This is a genomic window from Devosia honganensis, from assembly GCF_042648785.1.
In the GTDB taxonomy this organism is placed as follows: Bacteria; Pseudomonadota; Alphaproteobacteria; order Rhizobiales; family Devosiaceae; genus Devosia; species Devosia honganensis.
In genome coordinates this window covers 1,308,827-1,333,694 of the sequence record NZ_JBHRYD010000001.1, presented here as the reverse complement: position 1 = coordinate 1,333,694, position 24,868 = coordinate 1,308,827, and the positions used below count along the sequence as shown (strand labels likewise).

The window sequence follows — 24,868 nt, the reverse complement described above, 5'->3', positions numbered from 1 at the left end:
CCGCGATACCCGCCAAATGACCCTCCAGTTCTCACCAGATTAAACCGGACAGCAGTGGGCTTGACCCGAGGGCCACTGTCCACGTGCAAGAAAGCTGAGTTTCGGGGCTCCCAAGCCGGCCCTCGGGTCGAGCCCGAGGGCAGCGCAGCGTTGGTGTGGACAACAGCGATCAAGCCAAGAGCGTCCAAAATAAACACTTCCCCGCAAGCGCCTGCGCTCGGGAGCGCGCAAGTGCTACCCGAGTGGGGAAGGAGGCAAAGGGGCCGGCCTCACGGATTTCCATAGGCGATTCCCCTCCCTCGAAGGGAAGGGAACGCATCCGCGCCCCGCGTCCTTCTCCCGCACAGGGAATTGTTCACCTCGCGGCGGATTCGTGCCATCTATGACGCTGTGGCGGCCGGCCCGACCGTCTCTGCAAGCGGCGATTCCCGCCGTCCAGCCAACTGCCAGGTTTCCATGCAAACGCTTCTCAACATCGCCATCGCCCTTGCGCTGCTCTTCGTCGTCATCGTGCTGGGCATGGGCCTTTGGAACATGCTCAAGGGCGGCTCGGGCAATACCAGCCAGCGGCTGATGCGCCTGCGCGTCATCGGCCAGGCCATCGCCCTGCTGCTGCTGCTGGGCGCGCTGTTCTTCTTCGGCGGCCAGGGCTGAGGGCCGCCCGCCCGGAGCCGGCCGGATTTCGACAATAGGAGGGTCCGATCATGGTCAAGCTCAACGTCATCTATACCCGCACCGGCGACGGGGGCACCACCGGGCTGGTGCGCGGCCCCCGCCGTGCCAAGCACGACCTGCGCATCGAGGCCTATGGCACGGTGGAGGAGGCCAATGCGCTGGTGGGCCATGCCAGGCTGTCCGCCGCCGGCCAGTCCGGGCTCGACGCCGTGCTGGCCCGCATCCAGAACGATCTGTTCGATGTCGGCTCGGATCTGGCGACGCCCGGGGCCGACGATGAAAACGCCCAATATCCCAGCCTGCGCGTCCGCCCGGTGCAGACCGCCTGGCTGGAGGAGCAGATCGACCGCTTCAACGCCGAGCTGTCGCCGCTGCGCAGCTTCGTGCTGCCCGGGGGCACGCCGCTTTCGGCGGGCCTGCATCTGGCCCGCACCGTGACGCGGCGGGCCGAGCGGCTGGTGTCGGCGCTGCGCGAGGCCGAGCCGGAGACCAATGAGGAGGCGCTGCGCTATCTCAACCGGCTTTCCGACCTGTTCTTCGTCCTCGGGCGGGTGGCCAACGGCAATGGCGCCGGCGACGTCCTGTGGGTGCCGGGCAATTATGGCGACCTCGAAAAGCCCGCCGGCCGCAAGCCGAAATGACCTCCGGGGGAGACCGCCCCGGCGCTCCCTGAACCGCCGGCGGACCGAGGAGGATGTTTCCCTGTTCCTGCCCCTGCACGATGCCAATCCGCTCCGCCATGTCGGCTTCCCCTTCGTCACCTACGGGCTGATCGGGGTGACGGTCGTGGTGTTCCTGCTGCAATCGGTGCTGCCGTCCGCCGCCTTCGACCAGGCGGCGATCAATTTCGGCATGATCCCCATCGTGGTGCGCGACCTCTATCCGCAGCCCCTGCCCTGGCTGCCGGACTGGGCGAATTTCCTCACCTATGCGTTCCTGCATGCCGACTGGCTGCACATGCTGACCAATATGCTGTTCCTTTGGGTGTTCGGGGACAATATCGAGGACGCCTTCGGCCACTGGAAATTCCTCCTGTTCTATCTGGGCTGCGCAGTGCTGGCGGCCTTGTGCCACCTGCTGTTCAATCTCGACGGCAACGGGCCGCTGATCGGCGCCTCGGGCGCGGTGGCCGGGGTGATGGGCGCCTATATCCTGCTCTTCCCGCATGCGCGGGTCTTCGTGCTGGCGCGGATCGTGTGGTTCATCCCCCTGCCGGTGCCGGCCTTCTGGATGCTGGGCTTCTGGATCGCCACCCAGTTGTTCTATGTCGTGGTGGGCGGCGACGAGGCGGTGGCCTGGTGGGCGCATCTGGGCGGCTTCGCCGCCGGGCTGGCTTTGGCGCCGCTCCTGCGCCGCCGCGGCGTGCCCCTTTTGGGCGGACGCTGAAAAATCCGGGCAATGGGAGAAGGTTGCGTTAACCGGAAGGGGCTATACCGGCCCCATGGACACCGATCTCGCCATGAACCTGCTGACCGCCCGGACTGCCATGACGCAGCATTCGGTGCAGATCGCCGTGGTGAAGAAGGCCCATGAGATGCAGACCGAACTGCTCGACACGCTGATGCAGACCGCTCTTGCCGCCCCGCCGCCCGGCCAGGGCCTGCGCATCGACAAGCAGGCCTGAGCGGCCACCGGCGCCGATTCCGCCTGGCGATGAAAGCCTATAAGCTGGGCGCGATCCTGATTCCCCTTCGCTTGCCCCCGATGTTGTCCTTTCTGCGCCAGCGCTCCGCGCCGCCCAAGATCACCCATATCGAGCTCGACGGCGCCGAAGTGGCGGTGACGGTCAGGCTGAGCAAGCGCGCGCGCAGCTTCCGGCTCTCCCTGCCCCCGGAGGGCCCCCTGCTCACCCTGCCCGAGGGGGCGCGCTGGGCGGAGGCCGAGGCGTTCCTCTTCCGCCATCGCCACTGGCTGGCCGCCAGGCTGCCCCGCGCGGCCCGGGTGCGGCGCCTCGACGCCGGCATCGAGCTGCCGCTGCGCGGCGTTCCCCACCGGGTCGTCGCCAGCGGCACGCTGCGCGGACGGCCGGAGCTCTGTGCCGGCGCCGCCGGCCCGGAACTGCGCCTTCCCGGCGCCCCCGAACACCGGCCGCGCCGGCTCTACGACTGGCTGCGGGCCGAGGCGCTGGCCGATCTGGAACGGTGCAGCGCCGTCCATGCCGAGCGGCTGGACGTCACCATCCGGCAGATCCGCCTCAGGAGCCAGTCGAGCCGCTGGGGCTCGTGCTCCGCCTCGGGCAATATCAACTACAATTGGCGGCTGGTGCTGGCGCCGCCCTTCGTTCTCGATTACGTCGCCGCGCACGAAGTGGCGCATCTGGTGGAGATGAACCATTCGCCCGCCTTCTGGGCGACGGTGGCGCGCACCCTGCCCGAGATGGAGCGGGGCCGGGCGTGGCTAAAAGCACACGGTCGGGAGCTGATGGCATGGCAGGCGCCGTCTGCGGGGGGCTGATGGGCGGTTCTGCCCACATCCTGCCGCAATCCTTGTCCTATCAGCGATCCATGCGACGTCTCGTGGCCCTCATCGCCGTCATCTTCGCCTTCGCCTCGCTGGCCGGGACGACGACGGCACACGCGCATCGCTATGCCAGCACGCCCATCGTCGTGCTCAACCTGGTCGATGCGCAGAACGTCTCCATTCCGGTCATGGTCAAGGTGCAGCGGGTCGATGTCGATCTGGGCTCGGGCATCGTCATGCCCTGCGGCCCCCATCACGCCATTCCCGCCATGGTGCCGGAACTGCCGGGGGCGCCCGATTGCGACAGGCCGGTCGAAGCCATGTCCGGGCTGGCCCCGCTCTGGCTGGAGCACCGCCTGCTGCGCCCGCCCAAGCGCGCCTGAGCGAGCTTTTTCCGACCGTTCCCTTCGCTGACGCGCCCCTTGCGGGCCAAGGACTGTTTTCGATGTTGACCATTTCCGACGCGACCCCGTCGCGCCGCGCCGTGCTGGCCGGTCTGGCCGGCCTTGGCGCCCTCACCCTTGCCGGCTGCTCCACCACCGGCTCCTCGCGCCTGGCTTCCGCGGCCGAGCCCGTCCGCCCCGCCATTCCCGCCGAGGTGCTGGCCAAATACCGCGCGCATCCGGAAGAGGAGTTTCCGGTCCCCGCCGCCGACATCACCCATCTCAACCCCGCCTATTGGCGCCAGGAAGTGGCCAATGTCACCGGCGAGAAGCCGGGCACGGTGGTGGTCGATACCGCCAATTACTTCCTCTACTGGACCATGCCGGAGGGGCGCGCCATGCGCTACGGGGTGGGGCTGGGCCGCGCCGGCTTCGAATGGAGCGGCGCCGGCCATATCGCCTATAAGCGCAAATGGCCGGTCTGGACCCCGCCCGCCGACATGATCGCGCGCGAGCCGGAACTGGAAATCTACCGCCACGGCCAGCCCCCGGGCCTGCTCAACGCCCTGGGCGCCCGCGCGCTCTATATCCACCAGGGCAATCGCGACACGCTCTACCGCATCCACGGCACCATGGACGTCGTCACCATCGGCAAGGCCGTCTCCAGCGGCTGCGTGCGCCTGCTGTTCCAGGACGTGATGGACCTGCACGACCGCGTTCCCAGCGGCTCGCCGATCCGCGTGGTGTAAGCGGCGGCCCCGAAACGGCGCGAGCGGGCCTTTGGCCCGCTCGCTTTTTTTCCTGCCCCGGCTCTTTGGTTGCGCATCGGACGTTCCGAAAACCGCGACTGCGCCTTTCAGTCCGATACGCCGCCGCTCAGGTGACCAGGAAGATGATGATGATCAGCCAGATCGGTACGCCCAGCAGCCAGAGTGCGAGACCTTTGAACATTTTCCTTCTCCTCTCGGCCCGGGGTCAGAAGCGGCGGAAGACATCGGCGAAGGCCGTGCCGCTGTCGCGATGATTGCCGCCCTTCTGGGCCGCCCAATAGGCTCCGATGGCCGCGACCAGCGAGGAGGCGGCGAGCAGGAAGGCGGCGATGATGGCGGTGTTGCGGGCGATGCGGGCGGCCTCGATGGCGTCCTGCCGCGCCGTCTCGATGGCGGCGGTCACCTGATCGACGCGGGCGGCGGCCTCCTCGGGCGTCAGCCCGGTATTGGCGGCGACCACATTGGCCAGATAGGCGCGGTCGTCGGGGGCCACGGTGCCGTCGCCCAGCGCCGCGCGGGCGAAGATGCGGCCGGCCTCGTCCCGGGCCAGGCCCGGATCGATCGGGGTGTCGGCGCGGAACAGCGTGTCGATGAAATAGGCGTTGGGATCGGCGGCGTCGGCCGCGCCCTCGGCGACATTGGAGGCGGCGACGGTGGCGGTGGAGAGCGCCGAGCCGGCGGCCCCGGCCAGGGCACCGACGCCGCCCAGGGCCAACGCCGCGCCCAGCACCAGCGCCCCGGCCCAGACCAGCAGGCCGTGGGCGCCGTCGCGCATGTCGCTTTCATCCTCGTCGGCGTCGAAATGGCGCCGGCGCAGCCTTCCGGTGAGATAGCCCCCGGCCATGAAGCTGGAGATCTGCACCCAGAGGAACCAGCTTGCCGCCGCGATGCCGATCAGCACCGGGGAGGCGCCCTCGCGGGCGTTGAAGTCGACGAGATTGAGGCCCAGCGCCGAGCCGAAGCTGATCAGCACCAGCGACAGGGCGGCGGCCAGGACGATGCCGGCGAAGATGGCCGGCCAATCGACATAGCCGGTCCGGTCGCGCTCGAGTGCGGCGGAAGTGGTGGTTTCGACGATGGCAATGCCTGCCGGTGTGTCCATGCTCATGTGGATCTTCCTTTCCTGCCGGCCTCAGGCGAGACCGATGAACGACAGGATGGCCATGACGATGACGACCAGGCCGACCAGGTAGATGATGCTGTTCATGGCAGTGAGCCCTCTTGTTGTGACGCAATGTCCCAACAACTGCCGCCGCGCCGGATTTGTTCCGGTTTCCCCCTCCATACAGCCCGCCGGGCGTAAAAAAACGGGCGGGGATCGCTCCCCGCCCGCTCCGGCACGACCGCGCCTCTCCTCAGAGCCCGTCGGTGACCACGGTGGTATAGGCGCCCTCGGGCGTCTGCGTGATGATGCCCTGGTCGAGCAGCGCCTGCACGGTGCGCTCATAGGTGGCCATGTCGAGCGCCGCGTCGTCGGGATCGACCAGCTTGGTCACCTCGTTGACCATGTAGAACTGGTGGTCGTATTCGGCCGCGCCGGTATCGTCGGCCTCCACCACGATCTCGGCGGCTTCCTCGGGATTGTCCAGCGCATAGGCCCAGCCCTTCATCGAGGCCCGCACGAAGCGGGTATAGGCGTCCACCTTGGCCGGATCGTCCAGCGTGTCCTCCATGACGTAGAGCCCGTCCTCGAGCAGGTCGTTGCCCATCTCGGTATAGTTGAAGATGGTGAGGTTGTCCGGGCCGTAGCCGGCATCGAGCGCCTGGCCGTATTCGTTATAGGTCATGACCGAGATGCAGTCGGCCTGGCCCTGGATCATCGGCTGCACGTCGAAGCTCTGCTGCAGGACGGTGACGCCGCCTTCCGAGCCGTCCGTGGCCAGGCCCAGCTTGTTCATCCAGGCGAAGAACGGATATTCATTGCCGAAGAACCACACGCCCAGCGTATGGCCGGGGAAATCGGCTTCCGAGGTGATGCCGGTTTCGGTGGGGCAGATCATCATCAGGCCCGAGCGCTTGTAGGGCTGGGCGATATTGACCAGGGGCACCCCGCTTTCGCGCGCCGCCATGCCGGCGGCCATCCAGGTGACGATGATGTCGGCGCCGCCCCCCGCGATCACCTGCTCGGGCGCGATATTGGGCCCGCCGGCGAGGATGGTGACGTCGAGGTCCTCCTCGTCATAGAAGCCCTTGGCCTCGGCGACCAGATAGCCGGCGAACTGCGCCTGGGTCACCCATTTCAATTGCAGGGTCAGCGCGTCGGCGGCCAGGGCGCCCGATGCGGTCGACAGCGCCAGCGCGCCGGCCACCAGACCCGTGATGATGTTCTTCATGTGTCGTTCCCTTTTTCCCTTTTACGCCCGTCCACCGCGGACGGACGGATGCCAGAAGGTGACGCCCCTTTCGATGAGGGCGATCACCCCGTAGAAGGCGGACCCCGCGACCGCCGCGACGGCGATCTCCGCCCAGACCAGGTCGATGGCGAGACGCCCCACCCCGGTCGATATCCGGAAGCCCATGCCCACCACGGGCGTTCCGAAGAATTCAGCCACGATCGCGCCGATCAGGGCCAGAGTCGAGTTGATCTTGAGGGCGTTGAAGATGAAGGGCCCGGCGGCGGGGAGCCGCAGCTTCACCAGCGTCTGCCAATAGGAGGCGGCATAGGTTTCCATCAGGTCCCGTTCCATGGCGGAGGCGGCGTTGAGCCCGGCCACGGCGTTGACCAGCATGGGAAAGAAGGTCATGGCCACCACCACCGCCGCCTTGGACTGCCAGTCGAAGCCGAACCACATCACCATGATCGGGGCGATGCCGATAATGGGCAGGGCCGACATGAAATTGCCGATGGGCAGCAGCCCGGCCTTGAGGAAGGGCGAGCGATCGACGGCGATGGCGACGAGGAGGCCGGCCAGGCACCCGATGGCATAGCCGGGCAGCACCGACTTGATGAAGGTCTGGACGAAATCGGCCCACAATATATGGGTTTCCGCCATCAGCCGCGCCGCGATGGCGGAGGGCGGGGGCAGCAGCACCGCCGGCACGTTGGCGCCCCGCGTCACCACTTCCCACACCACCAGCAGCGCCAGCCCGAACATGACGGGGATGACGAGGCCGGTGCCGGTCTCGGGCAGTTTTCCCGCCCGGATCGCCCCCGACAGGCGCTCGACGAACAGCCAGGCGAAGGCCCAGGCCGAGATCAGCGCCAGCCAGTGATGCGGCGGCAGGCCGGCGCCGCCCCCGAGCGCGGCGAGGAGCGCACCCGCCCCCAGCACCGTCAGCAAGCCGTCGAGCCAGAGGCTGAACGGGAGCGCCAGCCGCAGCAGCGACAGCGTCGCGGCGGCGAAGAACAGCGTCATCGGCGGGTTGGCCCCCGGATCGGGGAGGCTGAAGACGAGCCCGAGCGCGCCGGCGCCCGCCGCCACCAGGGCCAGATAGAGTTGGAAATAGCTCAATTGGCCCCTCATGCCCTCGCCCCCATGCGCGCATTGACCCAGCGCTCGGCGCTCCCGACAATGGCCACCAGCACGGCGGCGAGGAAGGCGGCGAGGAACAGGGCCGCCCAGATCTGGACGGTCTGGCCGTTATAGGAGCCGGTGAGCAGGCGCACGCCCAGCCCCCCGCCCGAGGCGTTGGACAATTCGGCCACCACCGCCCCGATCAGCGAGATGGCGATGCCCACCTTCATCGAGGCGAACAGGAACGGCATCGCCGCCGGCCAGCGCAATTTCCAGAACACCTGCCAGCCATTGGCGTCATAGGTGCGCAGCAGGTCGAGCTGGATGGGCTCGGGCGAGCGCAGGCCCTTGACCATGCCGACCACCACCGGGAAAAAGCTCAGATACATCGAGATCAGCGCCTTGGGCACGAGCCCGGTCAGCCCCACCGCGCCCAGCCCCACCACCACCATCGGCGCCACCGCCAGGATGGGCACGGTCTGGCTGGCGATGATCCAGGGCATGAGCGAGCGGTCCGAGGCGTCGTTGTGGATGATGGCCACCGCCAGCACCACGCCCAGCGCCGTGCCGAAGGCGAAGCCGAGCAGCGTGGCCGAGAGCGTGATCCAGCCGTGATAGGCCAGGGACCGCCGCGAGGTGAGCTCCAGCGCCACGGTGGCGTTCCAGATCTCGGCGAAGACCTGATGCGGCGCCGGCAGGACCGGCTTGTCCTGCGACCAGGTCTGCTGCACGAAATCGGCGAAGGGGACGCTGTCCAGCCCGGCACGAGTATTGAGCGTGTTCTGCCAGGGCGCGTTCATCCAGATCGCCGCCGCATACCAGAAGGCGACTATCGCCAGCAGGATGGTGAGGATGGGCAGGATGCGGGTCATGTTGCCGCCTTTCCCCTCTCCCCTTGCGGGGAGTGTTTACTTTGGACCTTCCTGGATCGATTTTTGCTGCCCACACAAGCACTTTGCTGCCCTCGGGCTTGACCCGAGGGCCGGCCTGGGCGCCCCGAAACCCGGGTTTCCTGCACGCGGATAGAGGCCCTCGGGTCAAGCCCGAGGGAAGCCCGGTGTGGGAGATAAATTGAGCCAAGAGCCCGAAATGAACCCTCCCCCCCTTGCGGGAGAGGGACCGCAATTCTGCGTTCAGCGGAATTGCAGGGTGAGGGGTTCTCTTCGCGCTCGCCATGCCGACGCAAAGATCGCTGACCCCTCATCCGCCCCTGCGGGGGACTTTCTCCCGCAAGGGGAGAAGGGGAGGCTGCGTGAGGCGCGCCCATCACGCCACCTCCTCGTCATAGGAGTGCCCGGCCCGCAGCCCGTCGCGCACCCGCGCGGCGATCTCGAGGAATTCGGGCGTCTCGCGGATGTCGAGCGGCCGCTCGCGCGGCAGATTGCTCTCGATGATGTCGGTCACCCGTCCGGGGCGCGGCGACATGACCACGATCTTGGTGGAGAGATAGACCGCCTCGGGAATGGAGTGGGTGACGAAGCAGATGGTCTTTTCGGTGCGCGCCCACAATTTGAGCAGTTCGGAATTGAGATGGTCGCGCACGATCTCGTCCAGCGCCCCGAAGGGTTCGTCCATCAGCAGCAGATCGGCATCGAAGGACAGCGCCCTGGCGATGGAGGCGCGCTGCTGCATGCCGCCCGAAAGCTGCCAGGGATATTTCTTCTCGAAGCCGGTGAGATTGACCAGTTCCAGCGTGCGCCGCACCCGCTCGGCCTGCTCGGCGGCCGGATAGTTCATGATCTCGAGCGGCAGGGCGACGTTCTTTTCGATATTGCGCCAGGGATAGAGCGCCGCCGCCTGGAACACATAGCCATAGGCCCGCGCCTTGCGCGCCGCCCCGGGCGTCTGCCCGTTGATGGTCAGCGTGCCCGAGCTCGGCGTCTCGAGGTCGGCGATGGTGCGCAGGAAGGTGGTCTTGCCGCAGCCCGAAGGGCCGATGAAGGAGACGAATTCGCCCTTCTCGATGGTGAGATTGACGTCGGCCAGCGCCACGATGTCGCCGTCGCCGGACGGAAAGGTGAGGCCGAGCCGCTCGGCCTGGACAACGGCGGTCATACGGCCATCCCCCTCATCCGGCGCTGGCGCGCCACCTTCTCCCCGCGGGGGAGAAGAATGGCAGCGCGCACGTCTCTTGTTCCTCTCCCCATCGGGGAGAGGGTGGATCGCCCAGGGGGCGAGACGGGTGAGGGGGTCTCGGAAAAAACCACAGTCAAAACCATCAAACCCCACTCACCGGAATGCCCGACCGTTCCACCTTGCGCGGCGCGACGATTTCCTTCCATTGGCTCAGCGCCCGGTTCACCGGATTTTTCGCCTCGCGCGCCACGAACCTGCCATGGCCCGGCTCGGCCCGGACCTCGTTCTCGGTCACCGAGACCCTGCCCCGGCTCAGCACGAAGCGCGGCAGGCCCGTCACCTCGAAGCCTTCAAAGACGTTGTAGTCGATCACCGATTGCTGGCTCCCGGCCGAAATGGTTTTCTTGCGCTTGGGGTCCCAGACCACCAGGTCGGCATCGGCCCCCACCATCACCGCGCCCTTTTTCGGATAGAGATTGAGGATCTTGGCGATATTGGTCGAGGTCACCGCCACGAATTCGTTCGGCGTCAGCCGGCCGCTATTGACCCCGGCGGTCCAGAGCACCGGCAGCCGGTCCTCGAGCCCGCCGGTGCCGTTGGGGATTTTGGCGAAATTGCCGATGCCGGTGCGCTTCTGCGCGGTGGTGAAGGCGCAATGGTCGGTGGCGACGCAGGAGAGCGAGCCGGCCTGCAGCCCCGCCCAGAGCGAATCCTGATGCGCCTTGTTGCGGAAGGGCGGCGACATCACCCGGCGCGCCGCATGGTCCCAGTCGGGGTTGAAATATTCGCTTTCGTCCAGCGTCAGGTGCTGGATCAGCGGCTCGCCATAGACGCGCATGCCCTTCTGGCGTGCCCGGCGGATCGCCTCGTGGCTCTGCTCGCAGGAGACATGCACCACATAGAGCGGCACCCCGGCCATGTCGGCCAGCATGATGGCGCGGTTGGTGGCCTCGCCCTCGACTTCCGGCGGGCGCGAAAAGGCGTGGCCTTCCGGCCCGTTATTGCCCTCGGCGAGCAGTTTTTCGGTCATCGCCGCGACCACGTCGCCGTTTTCGGCATGGACCAGCGGCAGCGCGCCCAGCGCCGCGCAACGCTGGAAGGAGGCGAACATCTCGTCGTCGTTCACCATCAGCGCGCCCTTATAGGCCATGAAATGCTTGAAGCTGGTGATGCCCCGGTCGACCACCTGGGCCATTTCCTCGAACACCTGTTCGCCCCACCAGGTGATGGCCATGTGAAAGGAATAGTCGGTGGAAGCCTTGCCGGTCTTGTTGTCCCACATCTGCAGCGCCTCCATGAGGCTCTGGTCCGGATTGGGCAGGCAGAAATCCACCACCATGGTGGTGCCCCCGGCCAGCCCGGCGCGGGTGCCGCTCTCGAAATCATCGGCCGAATAGGTGCCCATGAAGGGCATTTCGAGATGGGTGTGCGGGTCTATCCCTCCCGGCATGACATAGCAGCCGGTGGCGTCCAGCACCTCGTCACCGGAGAGATTCTTGCCGATCTCGACGATGATATCGCCCTCGATCCTGACATCCGCCTCATAGGAGAGATCGGCGGTGACGATCGTGCCGTTCCTGATGACTGTGCTCATTTATGCGTTTCCTCCGAAATTGCCGGCGCTCCCTCACCTCTCCCTTGGGGGGAGAGGAATGGATCGGGCCAGAATCTGACGATGCGACGATGCCGCCGCCCGAACCCCTCTTGTTCCTCTCCCCATCGGGGAGAGGGTGGCCGGAGCGAAGCGGAGGTCGGGTGAGGGGGCGAGCGCAATCACCCGCAAAATGGTCGAGAGGACCCCGTCGCGATTGGCGAGAACCTCATTATTCCAGAAGCGCAGCACGCTATAGCCCTCGCCGTTGAGAAAGGCCGTGCGAACGTCATCGGCGGCATTTCCGGCGTGCTGCCCGCCATCCAGTTCGACGATCAATGCGGCCTCGCGACAGGCGAAATCGGCAATATAGGGGCCGACCGGAAATTGCCGGACGAATTTATGCCCGGAAAGGCCGCGATTGCGCAGCACATACCAGAGCCGGTTCTCGGCAATGGAGGCGGCCTGGCGCAATTGCCGGGGACGGGTAGTCATGGCGAGCCCCCCTCACCCGTCTCGCGCTGCGCGCGCGCCACCCTCTCCCCGATGGGGAGAGGAACAGGAGCGCATACCGGACCATTCTTCTCCCCCTCGGGGAAAAGGTGGCGCGCAGCGCCGGCTGCGGGGGATGTCCCCTTCCGCACGATGTCTCCTCCCCGTTTCATGCTCACGCGCCTCCCGTCGCGTCCTGCGGTCCCGTCGCCTTCTAGTCCACGATCCCCGCCGTCTCCACCACCGCGTGGAACAGCACGTCGGCGCCGGCGCTGGCCCATTCCTTCGAGATGTCCTCGGCCTCGTTATGACTGAGCCCGTCGACGCAGGGGCACATGATCATCGTCGCCGGCGCCACTTTCGCCGCCCAGCAGGCATCGTGCCCGGCCCCGGAAATCAGGTTCATATGGCTGTGGCCGAGCTTTTCCGCCGCCGCGCGCACCCGCTCCACCAGGGTCGGGTCGAAGGTGACGGGGTCGAAATGGCCCACCGGCTCGATGGCGCAGCCCACGCCCAGCGCGGCGCAAATCTGGGCGGCGCGCGCCTCGATGGCGGCGCGCATCCCGTCGAGCTTGGCCTGGTCGGGCGAGCGGATGTCGACGGTGAAGACCACGGTGCCGGGCAGCACGTTGCGCGAATTGGGGGCGAACTGCACCTGCCCCACCCCACCCACCGCGCCGGGCTGGGCCGCCATGGCCACCTCCTGCACCATCTCCATGATGCGCGCCATGGCCAGGCCCGCATTGACGCGCATATTCATCGGCGTCGAGCCGGTATGGGCCTCCTTGCCGGTGAGGGTGAATTCGAGCCACCACAGCCCCTGGCAATGGGTGACGACGCCGATCTCGACGTTTTCCGCCTCCAGGATCGGGCCCTGCTCGATGTGATATTCGAAATAGGCGTGCATCTTGCGCGCGCCCACCTCTTCCGCGCCCTTCCAGCCGATGCGCTCCAGCTCGTCCCCGAAGCTCTTTCCCTCGAGATCGGTGCGGCCATAGGCGTGCTCGAGCGGGATCGCCCCGGCGAACACCCCCGAGGCCAGCATGGCGGGGGCGAAGCGCGCCCCTTCCTCATTGGTCCAGTTGGTGACGACGATGGGATGGCGCGTCCGGATGTCGAGATCGTTGAGGGTGCGCACCACTTCGAGCCCCGAGAGCACGCCCAGCACGCCGTCGAACTTGCCGCCGGTGGGCTGGGTGTCCAGATGGCTGCCGATATAGACCGGCAGCGCCTCGGGGTCGGTGCCGGGCCGCGTCATGAACATGGTGCCCATCTTGTCGACGCCCATGGTCAGCCCCGCCTCCTCGCACCAGCGCGCGAACAGCTCGCGCCCCTGCTTGTCGGCATCGGTCAGCGTCTGCCGGTTATTGCCCCCCGCGACGCCCGGCCCGATCCGCGCCATCTCCATCAGGCTCTCCCAGAGCCGGTCCCCGTCGATCCGCAGGTTCTCTCCCGCTGCGCTCATGGATGTCCTCCCCCCATGCGCCTTGCTCCCCGCCGCTATTTGAGGCTGGGGAAGGTGAATTCCGCCCCGCCCTTGATGCCGGCGGGCCAGCGCGTGGTGACGGTCTTCAACCTTGTGTAGAAATGGATGCCCTCGGGGCCGTAGATGGCGTGGCCGCCGAACAGGCTCCGCTTCCAGCCGCCGAAGGAGTGATAGGCCACCGGCACCGGAATGGGCACGTTGATGCCCACCATGCCCACCTCGATGCGGTCGGCGAATTCGCGCGCCGCGTCGCCGTCGCGGGTGAAGATCGCCGTGCCGTTGGCGTATTCGTGGCCGTGGATGAGCTCGGCGGCCGCTTCGAAGCTGTCGCGCCGCACCACCGAGAGCACCGGCCCGAAGATCTCGTCCCGGTAGATGGCCATGTGCGGCTCGACATTGTCGAACAGCGTGCCGCCCACATAATAGCCGTTCTCATAGCCCTGGAGCGAGAAGCCGCGCCCGTCCACCACGAGGCTGGCGCCTTCCTCGACGCCCTTGTCGATATAGGAGACGATCTTGTCGCGGTGCTGGCGCGTCACCACCGGGCCCATTTCGGCGTCCTTGTCGGTCGAGGGGCCGATCTTGAGCGCCTCGATGCGGGGCCTGAGCTTGTCGATCAGCGCATCGGCGGTCTTCTCGCCCACCGGCACGGCGACCGAGATGGCCATGCAGCGCTCGCCGGCCGAGCCGTAGCCGGCCCCCATCAGCGCGTCGGCCGCCTGGTCGAGGTCGGCGTCGGGCATGATGATCATGTGGTTCTTGGCCCCGCCCAGCGCCTGCACCCGTTTTCCGGCCTTGGAGCCGCGCTGATAGACATATTCGGCGATGGGGGTGGAGCCCACGAAGCTCACCGCCTTGATGTCGGGATGGTCGAGAATGCCGTCCACCATCTGCTTGTCGCCATGGACGATATTGAAGACGCCCTCGGGCAGGCCCGCCTCCATGAACAGGTTCCAGGCCAGCATCGGCGCGGAGGGATCGCGCTCGGAGGGCTTGAGGATGAAGCTGTTGCCGCAGGCGATGGCCGCCGGATACATCCACATCGGCACCATGGCCGGGAAGTTGAACGGGGTGATGCCGGCCACCACGCCCAGCGGCTGGCGGTCCGAATAGGTGTCGATGCCCGGCCCGGCATTGCGGGAGAACTCGCCTTTCAGGAGATGCGGGATGCCGCAGGCGAAGTCGACGCAGTCGATGCCGCGCGCCACCTCGCCCAGCGCGTCGTCATGCACCTTGCCGTGCTCGCGCGAGATTTCCCGCGCCAGGTCCTCGGCATAGCGGTCGAGCAGCGCCTTGAACTTGAACAGCACCCGCGCCCGCTTCATCGGCGGGGTATGGCCCCAGGCGATCTGCGCCTCCTTGGCGTTCTCGACGGCGGCATTGAGCTCGTCCATGGTCGAAAGCGGCAATTCGGCGCTCTGCTCGCCCGTGGCGGGGTTATAGACCGGCACCCTTTTCGTCGAGGACGAGACGTAGCGCTTGCCGGCGACGGCGTTTTCGATGACCTGCATCATTCGACACTCCTCAGCGCGGTCCGCACCGCATCGATCAATTCGCCGATCTGGCTTTCCGTGACGATCAGCGGCGGGGACAGGGCGATGATATCGCCGGTGGTGCGGATGAGATAACCCGCTTCATAGGCCTTGAGGAACGCCGAGAAGGCGCGCTTGGTCGGCGCTCCGGCGATGGGCTCGAGCTCGATGGCGCCCACGAGGCCGATATTGCGGATGTCGATGACATGCGGTTCGCCCTTGAGCGAATGCAGCGCATCCTCCCAGGTCCTGGCCAGTTCGGCGCCGCGCGTCAGCAGCCCTTCGTCCTTATAGGTCTCGAGCGTGGCCACGCCCGCCGCCGAGGCGATGGGATTGCCCGAATAGGTGTAGCCGTGGAAAAACTCGATCAGGTGCTCCGGCCCGGTCATGAAGGCGTCGTGGATCTCGGACGAGACCAGCACCGCCCCCATGGGGATGACGCCGTTGGTCAGCCCCTTGGCGGTCACCATGATGTCGGGGGTGACGCCGAAATAATCCGCCGCGAAGGGCGTGCCCAGCCGCCCATAGCCGGTGATCACCTCGTCGAAGATCAGCAATATGCCGTGCTTTCTGGTGATCTCGCGCAGGCGCTGGAGATAGCCGGGCGGCGGGATCAGCACGCCGGTGGAGCCGGCCACCGGCTCGACGATGACGGCGGCGATGGTGGAGGCGTCGTGCAGCGCCACGATGCGCTCCAGCTCGTCCGCCAGTTCCACTCCGTGCTGCGGCTCGCCGCGCGAAAAGGCGTTGCGGGCGAGGTCGTGGGTATGGGGCAGGTGGTCGACGCCGGTGAGCAGCGTGCCGAACATCTTGCGGTTGGGCACGATGCCGCCCACCGAGATGCCGCCGAAATTGACCCCGTGATAGCCCCGCTCGCGCCCGATCAGGCGGAAGCGGCTGCCCTCGCCCTTGGCGCGGTGATAGGCCAGCGCCACCTTGAGCGCCGTCTCCACCGATTCCGAGCCGGAATTGGTGAACAGCACGTGGTCGAGCCCTTCGGGGGCGATGTCGACGATGCGGTTGGCCAATTCGAACGCCTTGGGATGGCCCATCTGGAAGGCGGGGGCGTAGTCGAGCTCGGCGGCCTGGCGCGCGATGGCCTCGACGATTTTCGGGCGGGCATGGCCGGCATTGACGCACCACAGCCCCGCCGTGCCGTCCATCACCTGCCGCCCGTCGGCGGTGGTGTAGTGCATGTCCCTGGCGGCCACGAACATGCGCGGGCTCTTCTTGAATTGGCGGTTCGCCGTGAACGGCATCCAGAACGCCCGCAGATCGTTCGGCGCAACATTGGCTGAAGTGGACACGAAACCCTCGCTCCCGAATGTTTGGACTGGTTTTTGTTTTTGGGCCTTGACGCGCGTACGCTAAGCCAAGAAATTTTGACCAGTTGGAAAAATGTTAGCATCCCTGCACATTCCCGCAAGACGAAAATGGCACTGCGAAAAATGAAACCCGCTCCTGCGCCCATCGCCGCCCGGCGCCAGCCCCGGGCCAAGCCGCTGACGCGCATCCAGCGGGAAAAGCAGGACATCATCCTCGAGGCGGCGCTGGACGTGTTCTCGCTGCACGGCTTTCGCGGCGCCACCATCGACCAGATCGCCGAGGTGGCGGGGATGAGCAAACCCAACCTGCTCTATTACTTCCCCCGCAAGGAGGAGATCCACCGGCGGCTGATTTCCGAGTTGCTGGTGACCTGGCTGGCGCCGCTGCGCGAGATGGACGCGACCGGCGACCCCTTCTCGGAGATCCGCTCCTATATCCGCCGCAAGCTGGAAATGGCGCGCGATTTTCCGCGCGAGAGCCGCCTGTTCGCCAATGAGATGCTGCAAGGGGCGCCGCGCATCGCCGAGCTGATCGAGATCGACCTCAAGAACCTCGTCGACGAAAAGGCCATCGTGCTGCTGGGCTGGATGAAGGAAGGCAAGCTCGCCCGCACCGATCCCTATCACCTGATCTTCTCCATCTGGGCCACCACGCAGCACTATGCCGATTTCGACGTCCAGGTCCGCGCCGTGCTCGGCCCCGGCCGCAATGGCGACGCCCGCTTCGAAGACGCCGCCCGCTATCTCGAACACCTCTTCCTGCACGGCCTCACCCCCCGACCCTGACCGCCTCTAGGGGGGAGGGAGTGCAGATCGCCACATCATCAAAACATGAAAGCCTCAGTCGCGTCATTGCCGGACTCGTTCCGGCAATCCATCTTTCAGCCCTTGCAATCCTTCCAAAACCCCCGCGCCTTCCCCACCCTAGCGCTTTCATTATCAGGCGGAATCGGTGCCTTTGCTCCCCTCCCCCTCAAGGGGGAGGGGCGCTGGTCGATGAGGAAAGTGTCGGGGCAGGCCGAATCCCCCTTCCACCGCACCCCCTCACCCGCCATTAACCCCGCCGCGCCATGCTTGCCCTTTCCATCGCCGCGAGATGCCCGTCCATGACCCCGCCCGCCCTCACCCGTCGCGACTGGCTCTGGTTCCTCGCGGTCTGGGCCATCGCCGCCGCCGTGCCCTGGCTGCGCGGTGCGCTGGACGGCGCCGGCGGCCCGCTTTTTCTCGATACCGACGACGCCATGCGCATGGTGGTGGTTCGGGATTTCCTGGCGGGGCAGGGCTGGTACGATCTGGTCCAGCACCGCCTCAACACCCCCTATGGGGCCGAGATCCACTGGTCGCGGCTGGTCGACCTGCCGCTGGCGCTGCTGCTGGGCCTGGCCGGGCTCGTCGTCGGGCCGGCCGGGGCGCTGCTGGTCGCCGGCGCGCTGTGGCCCATCCTGCTGCTGGGCGCGCTGCTCTGGCTCTCGCTGCGGATCACCCGTGAGCTGGTCGGGCCCGAGGGCCTGCTGCCGGCGCTGGTGCTGCCCATTCTCAGCCCCGCCGTGCTGGCCGAGTTCGCCCCCGGGCGGGTCGATCATCACAATGTCATCATGGTGCTGACCCTGGCCTGTCTGTGGGCCAGCCTCGTGGCCCTGCGCCGGCCGGCGGCGGCGTGGCTGGCGGGACTGCTGGCCGCCACCGCCCTGGCCGTCGCCATCGAGGCGGCGCCGCTGGTGGTGGCCGCCATCCTCGCCTTCGGCCTCGCCTATGTCCTCGATCCGCGCCGCGCCGCCAATCTGGCGCGGTTCGGGCTCGCCTTGGCCGGCGGCATGGCGCTGCATCTGGCGCTGGCCCGACCACCCCAGCGCTGGCTGGAAGCGGCCTGCGACATGATCTCGCCCGTCTATGTCCTCGCCGCCCTCGGCGTGGGCGCCGCCTATGTCCTGGCCTCGCTCCTGCCCGCGCCGCGCGCCGCCGGGGTGCGGCTGCTGGTCCTGGCCGTGCTCGGATCGGGTGCCGCCGCCCTCGTGGCCCTGGCCTATCCGCAATGTCTCGCCGGCCCCTATGGCGCGCTCGATCCCTGGCTGCAGGAGCACTGGATCGCCGCCATCGTCGAGGCCAGGCCCTTCCACCTGTCGCTGCTGGAGCTGCCGGCCTATTCCGTGGTGGTGGCGGCGCCGGTCCTGCTGGGGCTGGCGGCGGCGCTCATTGCCTTCCGGCGCGATCCGGGCCGCCGTGCCGGCTGGCTGGTGCTGCTGACCTTCCTCGTCTGCGCCGCCCTCGTCATGCTGGCCCAGGTGCGCGGCGCCCGCCTCGCCGTCATGCCCGCCATCCCGGCGGCGGCCTGGCTCATCGTCGCGGCGCGCCGGCTTTATCTCGCCCGCCCCCGCTTGTGGCCGGCGCTGGGGCTGGTCTCGTCCTGGCTGGTGTTTTCCGGCGTGGTCTTCTCGCTGCTGGTCAACGGCGTTCTGGGCCTCTTGCCGGGGGAGGGCGCCGGGGCGGTCGCCGCCGCGCGGGCCAGCAAGCTGCCCTGCCTCGCCGCGGACAGCTTTGCCGGGCTGCGCGGCCTCCAGCCGGGCCGGATCATGGCGCCCATCGATCTGGGCGCGCATCTCCTGCTCGAAACGCCGCATGCGGTGGTGGCGGCGCCCTATCACCGCAACGAGGCCGGCGTGCTCGACGCCTTCCGCTTCTTCAACCGCCCCGCCGCCGAGGCGCGCGCCATCGCCGCGGGGCGCGGGCTCGACCTCCTGGTCATCTGCGACGCCATGCCCGAAATGCACGGGCCGGGCCGCTCCGATCCGCACAGCGTACTGGGCCTGCTCGACGCCGGGACGCCGCCCCCCTGGCTCGAGCCGCTGCCCCTGGAGGGGCCGCTCGGGATCTATGCCGTCCGGCTCTGAAAAGAAGGCGCCCGCCGCGGCGTCGGAGCCGGGCGGGCGTGTCGAAAAACCGGTGGCGCGGCGGCGGCGGGATGTCGCACAAAATGCTAACGATGTGCTGGCCATGCGGCGGCGATGCGATTTCGTGCTGGCACGGATATACTTGCCCGCCGCGGCGGGAATACTTGATCGCCGAAAGGCCTATTCGGCCGCGACGCCCAGCCCGATGGGGCAGCTCACCCCGGTGCCCGCCAGGCCGCAATAGCCGTTGGGGTTCTTGGCCAGATATTGCTGGTGATAGGTCTCGGCATAATAGAAGGGGCCGGCCGGGGCGATTTCCGTGGTGATGGCGCCGCGCCCCGCCGCCTGCAGCGCCTTGGCATAGGCGGCGCGGCTTTTCTCCACGATTTCAGCCTGTTGCGGCGTGGTCGTGTAGATGGCGGAGCGGTATTGCGTGCCCATGTCATTGCCCTGGCGCATGCCCTGGGTGGGGTCGTGCTCCTCCCAGAAATGCCTGAGCAGGGTTTCCAGGTCGATGGTTTGGGGGTCGTAGACCACCTTCACCGCCTCGGTGTGGCCGGTGCGGCCCGAGCAGACCTCTTCATAGCTGGGATTGGGCGTATGCCCGCCCTGATAGCCGGCGGCGGTGACGATCACGCCGGGCAGGCGCCAGAACAGGCGCTCGGCGCCCCAGAAGCAGCCGAGGCCGAAATAGATGGTCCGGGCATTTTCCGGATAGGGGCCCTTGAGCGGGGCGCCGTTGACGAAGTGCCTGTCTTCTATGGGCATTTCGGTGTCGCGGCCGGGCAGGGCCTCGGCGGCCGACGGCAGGGTCGACGGTTTTTGGCGGAAGAACATGGCGTTGCTCCTTTCAGATCTGTTCCTGGCGCAGGAAGCGTTCGCGGCGCGGGCGGCGTCCGAGCAGCGCCAGCGCCACCCCGGTCGCGCCGAACACGGCGAAGGCCGGATAGGCCAGGAGCGCCCGGAAGCCGGCGTCAAGCAGATCGGCGAAAAACCGGCTCGCCAGGAAGTCGGATACCGCCGCGAGGCTGGGCGCGTGCAATTGAGACCAGGTCTGTCCGAAGCCGGCAAAGACGAGCCCATTGCCCGCCAATGATTTCGTGCCGTCCACCACAAGCAGAACCAGGGCCAGGCCGATCAGCCATGTGCCCGATATTCGCAAGACAAGCCGCATTCACGTTTCCTGTGCTTGCCGGAGACGACCGCCTCAGCTCCCGCCCTTCTCGCACACCCATCCTCCCCTCACAAGATGGGAAACCGCCAATGGAAAACAATTGCCTTCCCGCCGAAGTGATCCCTTGCGCGCCCATCGATCATGGGTATATTGCGCCACGCTCGTAGCGGCCCAGCCGCATTCCCGACTATACCACCGGGACGGTACGACGCGGAGAGATGGCCGAGTGGTCGAAGGCGCACGCCTGGAAAGTGTGTAGGCGGGGAACCGTCTCGAGGGTTCGAATCCCTCTCTCTCCGCCACTTCCGCACCAGAGCTGCGGAAACGCTGAAGAAGCCGGATATCAAGGACTTTGAAACGCCTCTCTGGTACAAAGAGGTTGTACAAATGGTCCTGGCTATGTCTCGCCCCTGGAAGCACCCGAAGACTGGCGTATACTATTTCCGCAAAGGCGTGCCCGAACACCTGCGTCCCCTCGTTGGGAAGTGGGAGGTCAAGATCTCGCTGGGCACCAAAGTGGCAGATGAGGCACGCGAGCTTCACTCTACCGTCGCCGCCCAGGTAGCCCAGGATTGGCTGCATCTTCAGTCGACAGACGCCTCATCCTCCGTGCCCTCCCGGAACGAACGCATTCTCACGGACCAGGAGATCGTCGGATTGTCTGGCGACCTCTACCGTGAGGTGATGAACCGGCATGGGGAGAACCCGGGGCTCGCTCATGTCTGGGAACAGAAGCTGCGCAAGCTGCAACTTGCACTGCCGGCGCGGTTGCGCAGTGTGGACTTTGTTGCTCCCCTGAAGGCGAGCTGGTCCACCGGGCCTGCGTTGATGGCGGGCCGCATCCTTGGTGAGGACGTTCGAGACTTCATGGATCGTCACGCCATCAACCTTGAATGGAGATGCCGGAACAAGTTCTACCTGGCGGCAGCCATGGCCCTGGCCCAAGCTTACCGAGAGCTCATCAAAAGGGCAGAAGGAGATTTCCGGCCGGATCCAGATGCTGCCCGCTTTCCTGCCTCTCCTTTGGTGGTGCCGCAGCCTTGCGACTGGCAATCACTCTACGAGGAATATCGGCAGAGCGTTGAGCCCGCCGCGGCGACGGTGAAGCGTCAGCTCGGGGTTCTCAAAAAGTTCTTCGGATTTCTGGGGCACGTGGATCCGCGCCGTGTCTCGGAGGAAGATGTGCGGCGTTGGCTGAAGCACCGCCTGACCGAAGGGAACGTAGCGCCGCAGACCGTCAGGGACGCGGATCTTGCGCACCCGAAAACCCTCTATATCTGGGCTTTGAGCGAGAAAAAGCTTCACCACAATCCCTTCCGCGATATCAAGGTCCGGGTGCCGAAACAGGTGAAGCTGCGCGACCGCGAATATACCCATGACGAAGCAGAGCGCGTTCTGGAAGCCAGCCTGCTGCCGCCCTCTGCGCGGATGACTGAGGAGGGCGCTGCAGCCCGCCGCTGGATCCCCTGGCTATGTGCCTATTCGGGAGCGAGGGTGAATGAACTCACCCAACTTCGGGCCTCCGACATCTTCCTGGAGAAGGTGCCCGACGGCAGAATGGTCTGGGTCATGAACATCACTCCCGAAGCCGGCACGACGAAGAACAGGGCGGCTCGGAAGGTGTCCCTCCATCTCGATCTGATCGATCAGGGCTTCATTCGCTATGTTGAACGTCGAAAGGGAAGACATCTGTTCTACCTGCCCGAGCGTAGAAGGGGTGGGTCAGATGCCAATCCACAGAACAAGAAAGTCGGTGAGCGTCTCGCTGCCTGGGTGCGTAGTGACGTAGGCATCACTGATCCCGGCATCGACCCCAATCATGCTTGGCGGCATTTGTTCAGGTCATGGCTTCTTGCTGGCAAGGTTCCGGGGCAAGTCATCGATCGAATTGACGGTCACGCACCGCGCACGGTTGGCGAGAGTTATGGCAGTGCATGGCCAGCCGTCATGCTGGACGCCGTTATGGCGATCCCACCGTACTTGACCAAAAGGATGGATATCCGTTCAGGCGGGACGGCTCAGGATATTTAGCGCTCTCATTCCAGCGCCCCCCGCCGAGCATTGGGCCACCAGCCGGGGCTTCCACTTCGAACAGGGCCTGCTCTGCCCTGTAAGTTGCGTGTTGGTCCCGGTAGATGCCGGTGATCACCAACCCCGCCTAGATCACTCCGCTAAGCGGGCGGCGCGGCACCGCTAGGGCTGCGCCAGCTCGAGTGGACGGAGGCTCTCTTCAGGTGCAGGACATCTATTCCGCTTGCTCAGCGCACCGGAGTGATACTCTCGTCCGCTTTGGGGTGGAATGCTGACGGGCTGCTTTGGAATGTCCGCATTACGAAAACGGACGTCTCGTATCAACGAATTCTGGAGCCAACCTACGTTTTAGATCGACTTAATGCCGACCCGCTCCTCAAGTTTAGCTGCCGTTTCTTTACGCTCGCTGTAGCGGGAGGTCAGGTAGCCGGAAACGCCGCGATTGATCAGCGTGAACTTCACCAGCTCTTCCATGACGTCGACAACCCTGTCGTAATACGACGATGGTCTCATGCGTCCGTCGTCGTCGAACTCCTGGAAGGCCTTGGCCACCGACGACTGGTTCGGGATGGTGACCATCCGCATCCACCGGCCCAGGATACGCATCTGGTTCACGGCGTTGAAGGACTGGGACCCGCCCGACACCTGCATGACTGCCAAGGTTCTACCTTGCGTGGGGCGGATGGCGCCTCCCGGTAGCGGTATCCAGTCGATCTGCGCCTTCATCACTGCGCTCATGGCACCGTGTCGCTCGGGCGACGTCCAGACCTGCCCCTCCGACCACAGCATGGCCTCACGCAGTTCCTGCACCTTGGGGTGAGTGTCCGGTGCGTCGTTCGGCAGCGGCAAGCCGTTAGCGTGAAAGACCCGGACCTCGGCGCCGAACGCTTCGAGCAGCCGCTGCCCTTCAAGGGTCAGGAACCGGGAATAGGAGCGCTCCCGCAGCGAGCCGTAGAGCATCAGGATGCGTGGCTTGTGCTGCAGGTTCGGAGCATTGAGACGAGATAAATCTGGAACTTCGAGAGCGGCCGGTACGACGTTGGGTAGATCAGACAAGCCGGCTCCCTTCTGCATTGATGATGACCTCGCCGTCCTCTTTGGTGAACGGGCCGATCTCAGGGTTTTCGAGGATGTCGAGCACGACCTCGGAGGGGCGGCATAGGCGCGTGCCTTTCGGGGTCACCACAAAGGGGCGATTGAGCAGGATTGGGTGTTCCGCGATCGCGTCGAGCAAATCATCGTCGGTCCTGGTGGGGGCAGCCAATCCGAGTTCATCGAAGGGTGTATCCTTCTTTCGAAGCGCCTCGCGCACAGTGAGCCCGGCATCGCGGATCAGCCGGGTGACGGTGGCCCGGTCGGGCGGGGTCTTGAGGTATTCGATCACCGCGGGCTCGACGCCGCTCTGGCGGATCATCGCCAAGGTGTTGCGAGACGTGCCGCAGTCGGGGTTGTGATAGATGGTGACGCTCATTCGGCGGCCCTCGCTTCGGTGTTGCGGCTGACGGCTGCACCGCGTTCGTACCAGCCCTTGGTGCGGTTCACGATCCAGACCACCGAGAGCATCACCGGCACTTCCACCAGAACGCCGACAACGGTGGCAAGCGCTGCGCCGGAATTGAAGCCGAACAGGCTGATGGCGGCGGCAACTGCCAGCTCGAAGAAGTTCGAGGCACCGATCAGGGCGGACGGTCCCGCAACGCAGTGCTGCTCCCCCGACACCCGGTTCAGCAGGTAGGCGAGGCCGGAGTTGAAGTAGACCTGGATCAGGATCGGCACCGCCAGCAGCAGGATGACCGTGGGCTGGGCGATGATCTGTTCGCCCTGGAAGCCGAAGAGCATGACGAGGGTCAGCAGCAATGAGGCAATGGAGATCGGCTGCAGGACTGCAAGCGCCCGGTTCATCTTGTCGATCCCGCCGTTGGCCAGCAGCCAGCGGCGGTAGAGCTGTGCGGCGATCACCGGCACGACGATATAAAGCCCGACCGAGAGCAGCAGCGTGTCCCAGGGGACGGTGATAGCGGAGAGACCGAGCAGCAGGCCGACGATGGGGGCGAAGGCTATCACCATGATGGCGTCGTTCAGCGCCACCTGCGACAGGGTGAAGTGCGGCTCGCCCCGGGTCAGGTTGGACCACACGAATACCATGGCGGTACAGGGTGCAGCGGCAAGGATGATAAGGCCGGCTATGTAGCTGTCGATCTGCGTTTCCGGCAGCAGCGGGCGGAACAGCCAGCCGATGAAAAGCCAGCCCAACAATGCCATGGAGAACGGTTTGATGGCCCAGTTGATGAACAGGGTGACGCCGATACCGCGCCAGTAGGCGCCGACCTGGCGCAGCGACATGAAGTCGATGCGCACCAGCATGGGGATGATCATCAGCCAGATCAGGACCGCCATCGGCAGGTTGACCCGCGCATATTCGAGAGCGGCCAAGCCCTCGAAGAACGAAGGCAGGAAATGGCCGGCGGCGACCCCGACAATGATGCAGATGGCGACCCAAAGGGTCAGGTAGCGTTCGAAGATGGACACG

26 protein-coding genes and 1 tRNA gene are annotated in these 24,868 nt (G+C 66.3%); 11 read left to right on the top strand and 16 right to left on the bottom strand.

Features of this window, described 5'->3' with window-relative positions:
- Positions 1–456 precede the first annotated feature (456 nt).
- The 7 genes from ACFOOL_RS06445 (at position 457) to ACFOOL_RS06415 (ending at position 4,267) form a co-directional block, all read left to right on the top strand.
- A complete protein-coding gene (locus ACFOOL_RS06445; protein ID WP_380095878.1) occupies positions 457–654 on the top strand; it encodes a twin transmembrane helix small protein in 198 nt (65 codons plus the stop codon).
- A 50-nt stretch (positions 655–704) separates the two neighbouring features.
- Entirely contained in the window at positions 705–1,316 is a 612-nt protein-coding gene (locus tag ACFOOL_RS06440; RefSeq protein WP_380095877.1) for a cob(I)yrinic acid a,c-diamide adenosyltransferase, read from the top strand.
- The gene (locus ACFOOL_RS06435) at positions 1,276–2,061 is read left to right on the top strand and encodes a rhomboid family intramembrane serine protease (protein WP_380095875.1); all 786 of its coding nucleotides are present in this window, start codon (positions 1,276–1,278) and stop codon (positions 2,059–2,061) included. The genes ACFOOL_RS06440 and ACFOOL_RS06435 overlap by 41 nt, the downstream gene beginning before the upstream one ends.
- A gap of 55 nt (positions 2,062–2,116) precedes the next feature.
- The gene (locus tag ACFOOL_RS06430) at positions 2,117–2,299 is read left to right on the top strand and encodes a putative motility protein (protein WP_380095873.1); all 183 of its coding nucleotides are present in this window, start codon (positions 2,117–2,119) and stop codon (positions 2,297–2,299) included.
- Between the two features lie 80 nt (positions 2,300–2,379).
- Positions 2,380–3,129: a M48 family metallopeptidase gene (locus ACFOOL_RS06425; RefSeq protein WP_380095871.1), complete on the top strand. Its 750-nt coding sequence runs from the start codon at positions 2,380–2,382 to the stop codon at positions 3,127–3,129.
- A complete protein-coding gene (locus ACFOOL_RS06420; RefSeq protein WP_380095869.1) occupies positions 3,102–3,518 on the top strand; it encodes a hypothetical protein in 417 nt (138 codons plus the stop codon). Before ACFOOL_RS06425 ends, ACFOOL_RS06420 begins: the two co-directional genes overlap by 28 nt.
- 62 nt (positions 3,519–3,580) lie before the next feature.
- Complete coding sequence (locus ACFOOL_RS06415) at positions 3,581–4,267, top strand: L,D-transpeptidase (protein WP_380095867.1); 687 nt, start codon at positions 3,581–3,583, stop codon at positions 4,265–4,267.
- A gap of 226 nt (positions 4,268–4,493) precedes the next feature.
- Here the strand turns inward: ACFOOL_RS06415 and ACFOOL_RS06410 are convergent, their stop codons facing one another.
- The 11 genes from ACFOOL_RS06410 to ACFOOL_RS06360 form a co-directional block, all read right to left on the bottom strand.
- On the bottom strand, positions 4,494–5,396 hold the full coding sequence (locus ACFOOL_RS06410; protein WP_380095865.1) for a hypothetical protein: 903 nt from the start codon (positions 5,394–5,396) through the stop codon (positions 4,494–4,496).
- 24 nt (positions 5,397–5,420) lie between these two features.
- On the bottom strand, positions 5,421–5,573 hold the full coding sequence (locus ACFOOL_RS06405; protein ID WP_380095863.1) for a hypothetical protein: 153 nt from the start codon (positions 5,571–5,573) through the stop codon (positions 5,421–5,423).
- A 70-nt stretch (positions 5,574–5,643) separates the two neighbouring features.
- Positions 5,644–6,621: an ABC transporter substrate-binding protein gene (locus ACFOOL_RS06400; protein ID WP_380095861.1), complete on the bottom strand. Its 978-nt coding sequence runs from the start codon at positions 6,619–6,621 to the stop codon at positions 5,644–5,646.
- A 21-nt stretch (positions 6,622–6,642) separates the two neighbouring features.
- Entirely contained in the window at positions 6,643–7,752 is a 1,110-nt protein-coding gene (locus tag ACFOOL_RS06395; protein ID WP_380095859.1) for an ABC transporter permease, read from the bottom strand.
- Positions 7,749–8,615: an ABC transporter permease gene (locus ACFOOL_RS06390; RefSeq protein WP_380095857.1), complete on the bottom strand. Its 867-nt coding sequence runs from the start codon at positions 8,613–8,615 to the stop codon at positions 7,749–7,751. Before ACFOOL_RS06390 ends, ACFOOL_RS06395 begins: the two co-directional genes overlap by 4 nt.
- 394 nt (positions 8,616–9,009) lie before the next feature.
- Positions 9,010–9,798, bottom strand: a complete 789-nt coding sequence (locus tag ACFOOL_RS06385) for an ABC transporter ATP-binding protein (RefSeq protein WP_380095856.1) — start codon at positions 9,796–9,798, stop codon at positions 9,010–9,012.
- Between the two features lie 163 nt (positions 9,799–9,961).
- On the bottom strand, positions 9,962–11,413 hold the full coding sequence (gene hydA / locus ACFOOL_RS06380; RefSeq protein WP_380095854.1) for a dihydropyrimidinase: 1,452 nt from the start codon (positions 11,411–11,413) through the stop codon (positions 9,962–9,964).
- A gap of 33 nt (positions 11,414–11,446) precedes the next feature.
- A complete protein-coding gene (locus tag ACFOOL_RS06375; protein WP_380095852.1) occupies positions 11,447–11,905 on the bottom strand; it encodes an endonuclease domain-containing protein in 459 nt (152 codons plus the stop codon).
- 211 nt (positions 11,906–12,116) lie between these two features.
- Positions 12,117–13,367 carry a Zn-dependent hydrolase gene (locus ACFOOL_RS06370; protein ID WP_380095850.1) on the bottom strand — a complete coding sequence of 417 codons (1,251 nt, stop codon included), beginning with the start codon at positions 13,365–13,367 and terminating at the stop codon, positions 12,117–12,119.
- A 35-nt stretch (positions 13,368–13,402) separates the two neighbouring features.
- Positions 13,403–14,899: a CoA-acylating methylmalonate-semialdehyde dehydrogenase gene (locus ACFOOL_RS06365; protein WP_380095945.1), complete on the bottom strand. Its 1,497-nt coding sequence runs from the start codon at positions 14,897–14,899 to the stop codon at positions 13,403–13,405.
- Complete coding sequence (locus ACFOOL_RS06360; protein WP_380095943.1) at positions 14,899–16,179, bottom strand: aspartate aminotransferase family protein; 1,281 nt, start codon at positions 16,177–16,179, stop codon at positions 14,899–14,901. Before ACFOOL_RS06360 ends, ACFOOL_RS06365 begins: the two co-directional genes overlap by 1 nt.
- Positions 16,180–16,368: 189 nt before the next feature.
- On the opposite strand from ACFOOL_RS06360, the gene ACFOOL_RS06355 reads away from it, so the two are divergent.
- Together ACFOOL_RS06355 and ACFOOL_RS06350 are read left to right on the top strand one after the other, a co-directional pair.
- Positions 16,369–17,031, top strand: coding sequence for a TetR family transcriptional regulator C-terminal domain-containing protein (locus tag ACFOOL_RS06355; protein ID WP_380095941.1), 663 nt, complete (start codon positions 16,369–16,371; stop codon positions 17,029–17,031).
- Between the two features lie 320 nt (positions 17,032–17,351).
- A complete protein-coding gene (locus tag ACFOOL_RS06350) occupies positions 17,352–19,133 on the top strand; it encodes a hypothetical protein (protein WP_380095848.1) in 1,782 nt (593 codons plus the stop codon).
- Positions 19,134–19,313: 180 nt separating this feature from the next.
- Here the strand turns inward: ACFOOL_RS06350 and msrA are convergent, their stop codons facing one another.
- Together msrA and ACFOOL_RS06340 are read right to left on the bottom strand one after the other, a co-directional pair.
- The gene (gene msrA / locus ACFOOL_RS06345) at positions 19,314–19,970 is read right to left on the bottom strand and encodes a peptide-methionine (S)-S-oxide reductase MsrA (protein ID WP_380095847.1); all 657 of its coding nucleotides are present in this window, start codon (positions 19,968–19,970) and stop codon (positions 19,314–19,316) included.
- Between the two features lie 13 nt (positions 19,971–19,983).
- Complete coding sequence (locus tag ACFOOL_RS06340; protein ID WP_380095845.1) at positions 19,984–20,307, bottom strand: hypothetical protein; 324 nt, start codon at positions 20,305–20,307, stop codon at positions 19,984–19,986.
- A 212-nt stretch (positions 20,308–20,519) separates the two neighbouring features.
- Here ACFOOL_RS06340 and ACFOOL_RS06335 point away from each other — a divergent pair.
- Positions 20,520–20,609 (top strand) — tRNA-Ser (locus ACFOOL_RS06335).
- A gap of 85 nt (positions 20,610–20,694) precedes the next feature.
- Positions 20,695–22,338 carry a DUF6538 domain-containing protein gene (locus ACFOOL_RS06330; protein ID WP_380095844.1) on the top strand — a complete coding sequence of 548 codons (1,644 nt, stop codon included), beginning with the start codon at positions 20,695–20,697 and terminating at the stop codon, positions 22,336–22,338.
- A gap of 348 nt (positions 22,339–22,686) precedes the next feature.
- Here the strand turns inward: ACFOOL_RS06330 and arsH are convergent, their stop codons facing one another.
- Genes arsH through arsB form a run of 3 tightly spaced genes read right to left on the bottom strand, consistent with a single transcriptional unit; the run spans position 22,687 to position 24,867 of the window.
- Positions 22,687–23,412: an arsenical resistance protein ArsH gene (gene arsH / locus ACFOOL_RS06325; protein ID WP_380095842.1), complete on the bottom strand. Its 726-nt coding sequence runs from the start codon at positions 23,410–23,412 to the stop codon at positions 22,687–22,689.
- Positions 23,387–23,809, bottom strand: a complete 423-nt coding sequence (gene arsC / locus ACFOOL_RS06320; RefSeq protein ID WP_380095840.1) for an arsenate reductase (glutaredoxin) — start codon at positions 23,807–23,809, stop codon at positions 23,387–23,389. Before arsC ends, arsH begins: the two co-directional genes overlap by 26 nt.
- Entirely contained in the window at positions 23,806–24,867 is a 1,062-nt protein-coding gene (gene arsB, locus ACFOOL_RS06315; protein WP_182395236.1) for an ACR3 family arsenite efflux transporter, read from the bottom strand. Before arsB ends, arsC begins: the two co-directional genes overlap by 4 nt.
- Position 24,868 lies beyond the last annotated feature (1 nt).

Coding starts and splice junctions, on each gene's coding strand:
- ACFOOL_RS06350 (WP_380095848.1), top strand. CDS start 17,352: ATGACCCCGCCCGCCCTCACCCGTCGCGACTGGCTCTGGTTCCTCGCG.
- ACFOOL_RS06415 (WP_380095867.1), top strand. CDS start 3,581: ATGTTGACCATTTCCGACGCGACCCCGTCGCGCCGCGCCGTGCTGGCC.
- ACFOOL_RS06435 (WP_380095875.1), top strand. CDS start 1,276: ATGGCGACCTCGAAAAGCCCGCCGGCCGCAAGCCGAAATGACCTCCGG.
- ACFOOL_RS06425 (WP_380095871.1), top strand. CDS start 2,380: ATGTTGTCCTTTCTGCGCCAGCGCTCCGCGCCGCCCAAGATCACCCAT.
- ACFOOL_RS06330 (WP_380095844.1), top strand. CDS start 20,695: ATGGTCCTGGCTATGTCTCGCCCCTGGAAGCACCCGAAGACTGGCGTA.
- ACFOOL_RS06420 (WP_380095869.1), top strand. CDS start 3,102: ATGGCAGGCGCCGTCTGCGGGGGGCTGATGGGCGGTTCTGCCCACATC.
- ACFOOL_RS06405 (WP_380095863.1), bottom strand. CDS start 5,573: ATGGAGGGGGAAACCGGAACAAATCCGGCGCGGCGGCAGTTGTTGGGA.
- ACFOOL_RS06395 (WP_380095859.1), bottom strand. CDS start 7,752: ATGAGGGGCCAATTGAGCTATTTCCAACTCTATCTGGCCCTGGTGGCG.
- ACFOOL_RS06340 (WP_380095845.1), bottom strand. CDS start 20,307: ATGCGGCTTGTCTTGCGAATATCGGGCACATGGCTGATCGGCCTGGCC.
- ACFOOL_RS06390 (WP_380095857.1), bottom strand. CDS start 8,615: ATGACCCGCATCCTGCCCATCCTCACCATCCTGCTGGCGATAGTCGCC.
- ACFOOL_RS06360 (WP_380095943.1), bottom strand. CDS start 16,179: ATGCCGTTCACGGCGAACCGCCAATTCAAGAAGAGCCCGCGCATGTTC.
- msrA (WP_380095847.1), bottom strand. CDS start 19,970: ATGTTCTTCCGCCAAAAACCGTCGACCCTGCCGTCGGCCGCCGAGGCC.
- ACFOOL_RS06370 (WP_380095850.1), bottom strand. CDS start 13,367: ATGAGCGCAGCGGGAGAGAACCTGCGGATCGACGGGGACCGGCTCTGG.
- ACFOOL_RS06430 (WP_380095873.1), top strand. CDS start 2,117: ATGGACACCGATCTCGCCATGAACCTGCTGACCGCCCGGACTGCCATG.
- ACFOOL_RS06445 (WP_380095878.1), top strand. CDS start 457: ATGCAAACGCTTCTCAACATCGCCATCGCCCTTGCGCTGCTCTTCGTC.
- arsH (WP_380095842.1), bottom strand. CDS start 23,412: ATGCAGAAGGGAGCCGGCTTGTCTGATCTACCCAACGTCGTACCGGCC.
- ACFOOL_RS06400 (WP_380095861.1), bottom strand. CDS start 6,621: ATGAAGAACATCATCACGGGTCTGGTGGCCGGCGCGCTGGCGCTGTCG.
- ACFOOL_RS06410 (WP_380095865.1), bottom strand. CDS start 5,396: ATGAGCATGGACACACCGGCAGGCATTGCCATCGTCGAAACCACCACT.
- ACFOOL_RS06440 (WP_380095877.1), top strand. CDS start 705: ATGGTCAAGCTCAACGTCATCTATACCCGCACCGGCGACGGGGGCACC.
- hydA (WP_380095854.1), bottom strand. CDS start 11,413: ATGAGCACAGTCATCAGGAACGGCACGATCGTCACCGCCGATCTCTCC.
- arsC (WP_380095840.1), bottom strand. CDS start 23,809: ATGAGCGTCACCATCTATCACAACCCCGACTGCGGCACGTCTCGCAAC.
- ACFOOL_RS06355 (WP_380095941.1), top strand. CDS start 16,369: ATGAAACCCGCTCCTGCGCCCATCGCCGCCCGGCGCCAGCCCCGGGCC.
- ACFOOL_RS06375 (WP_380095852.1), bottom strand. CDS start 11,905: ATGACTACCCGTCCCCGGCAATTGCGCCAGGCCGCCTCCATTGCCGAG.
- ACFOOL_RS06365 (WP_380095945.1), bottom strand. CDS start 14,899: ATGCAGGTCATCGAAAACGCCGTCGCCGGCAAGCGCTACGTCTCGTCC.
- ACFOOL_RS06385 (WP_380095856.1), bottom strand. CDS start 9,798: ATGACCGCCGTTGTCCAGGCCGAGCGGCTCGGCCTCACCTTTCCGTCC.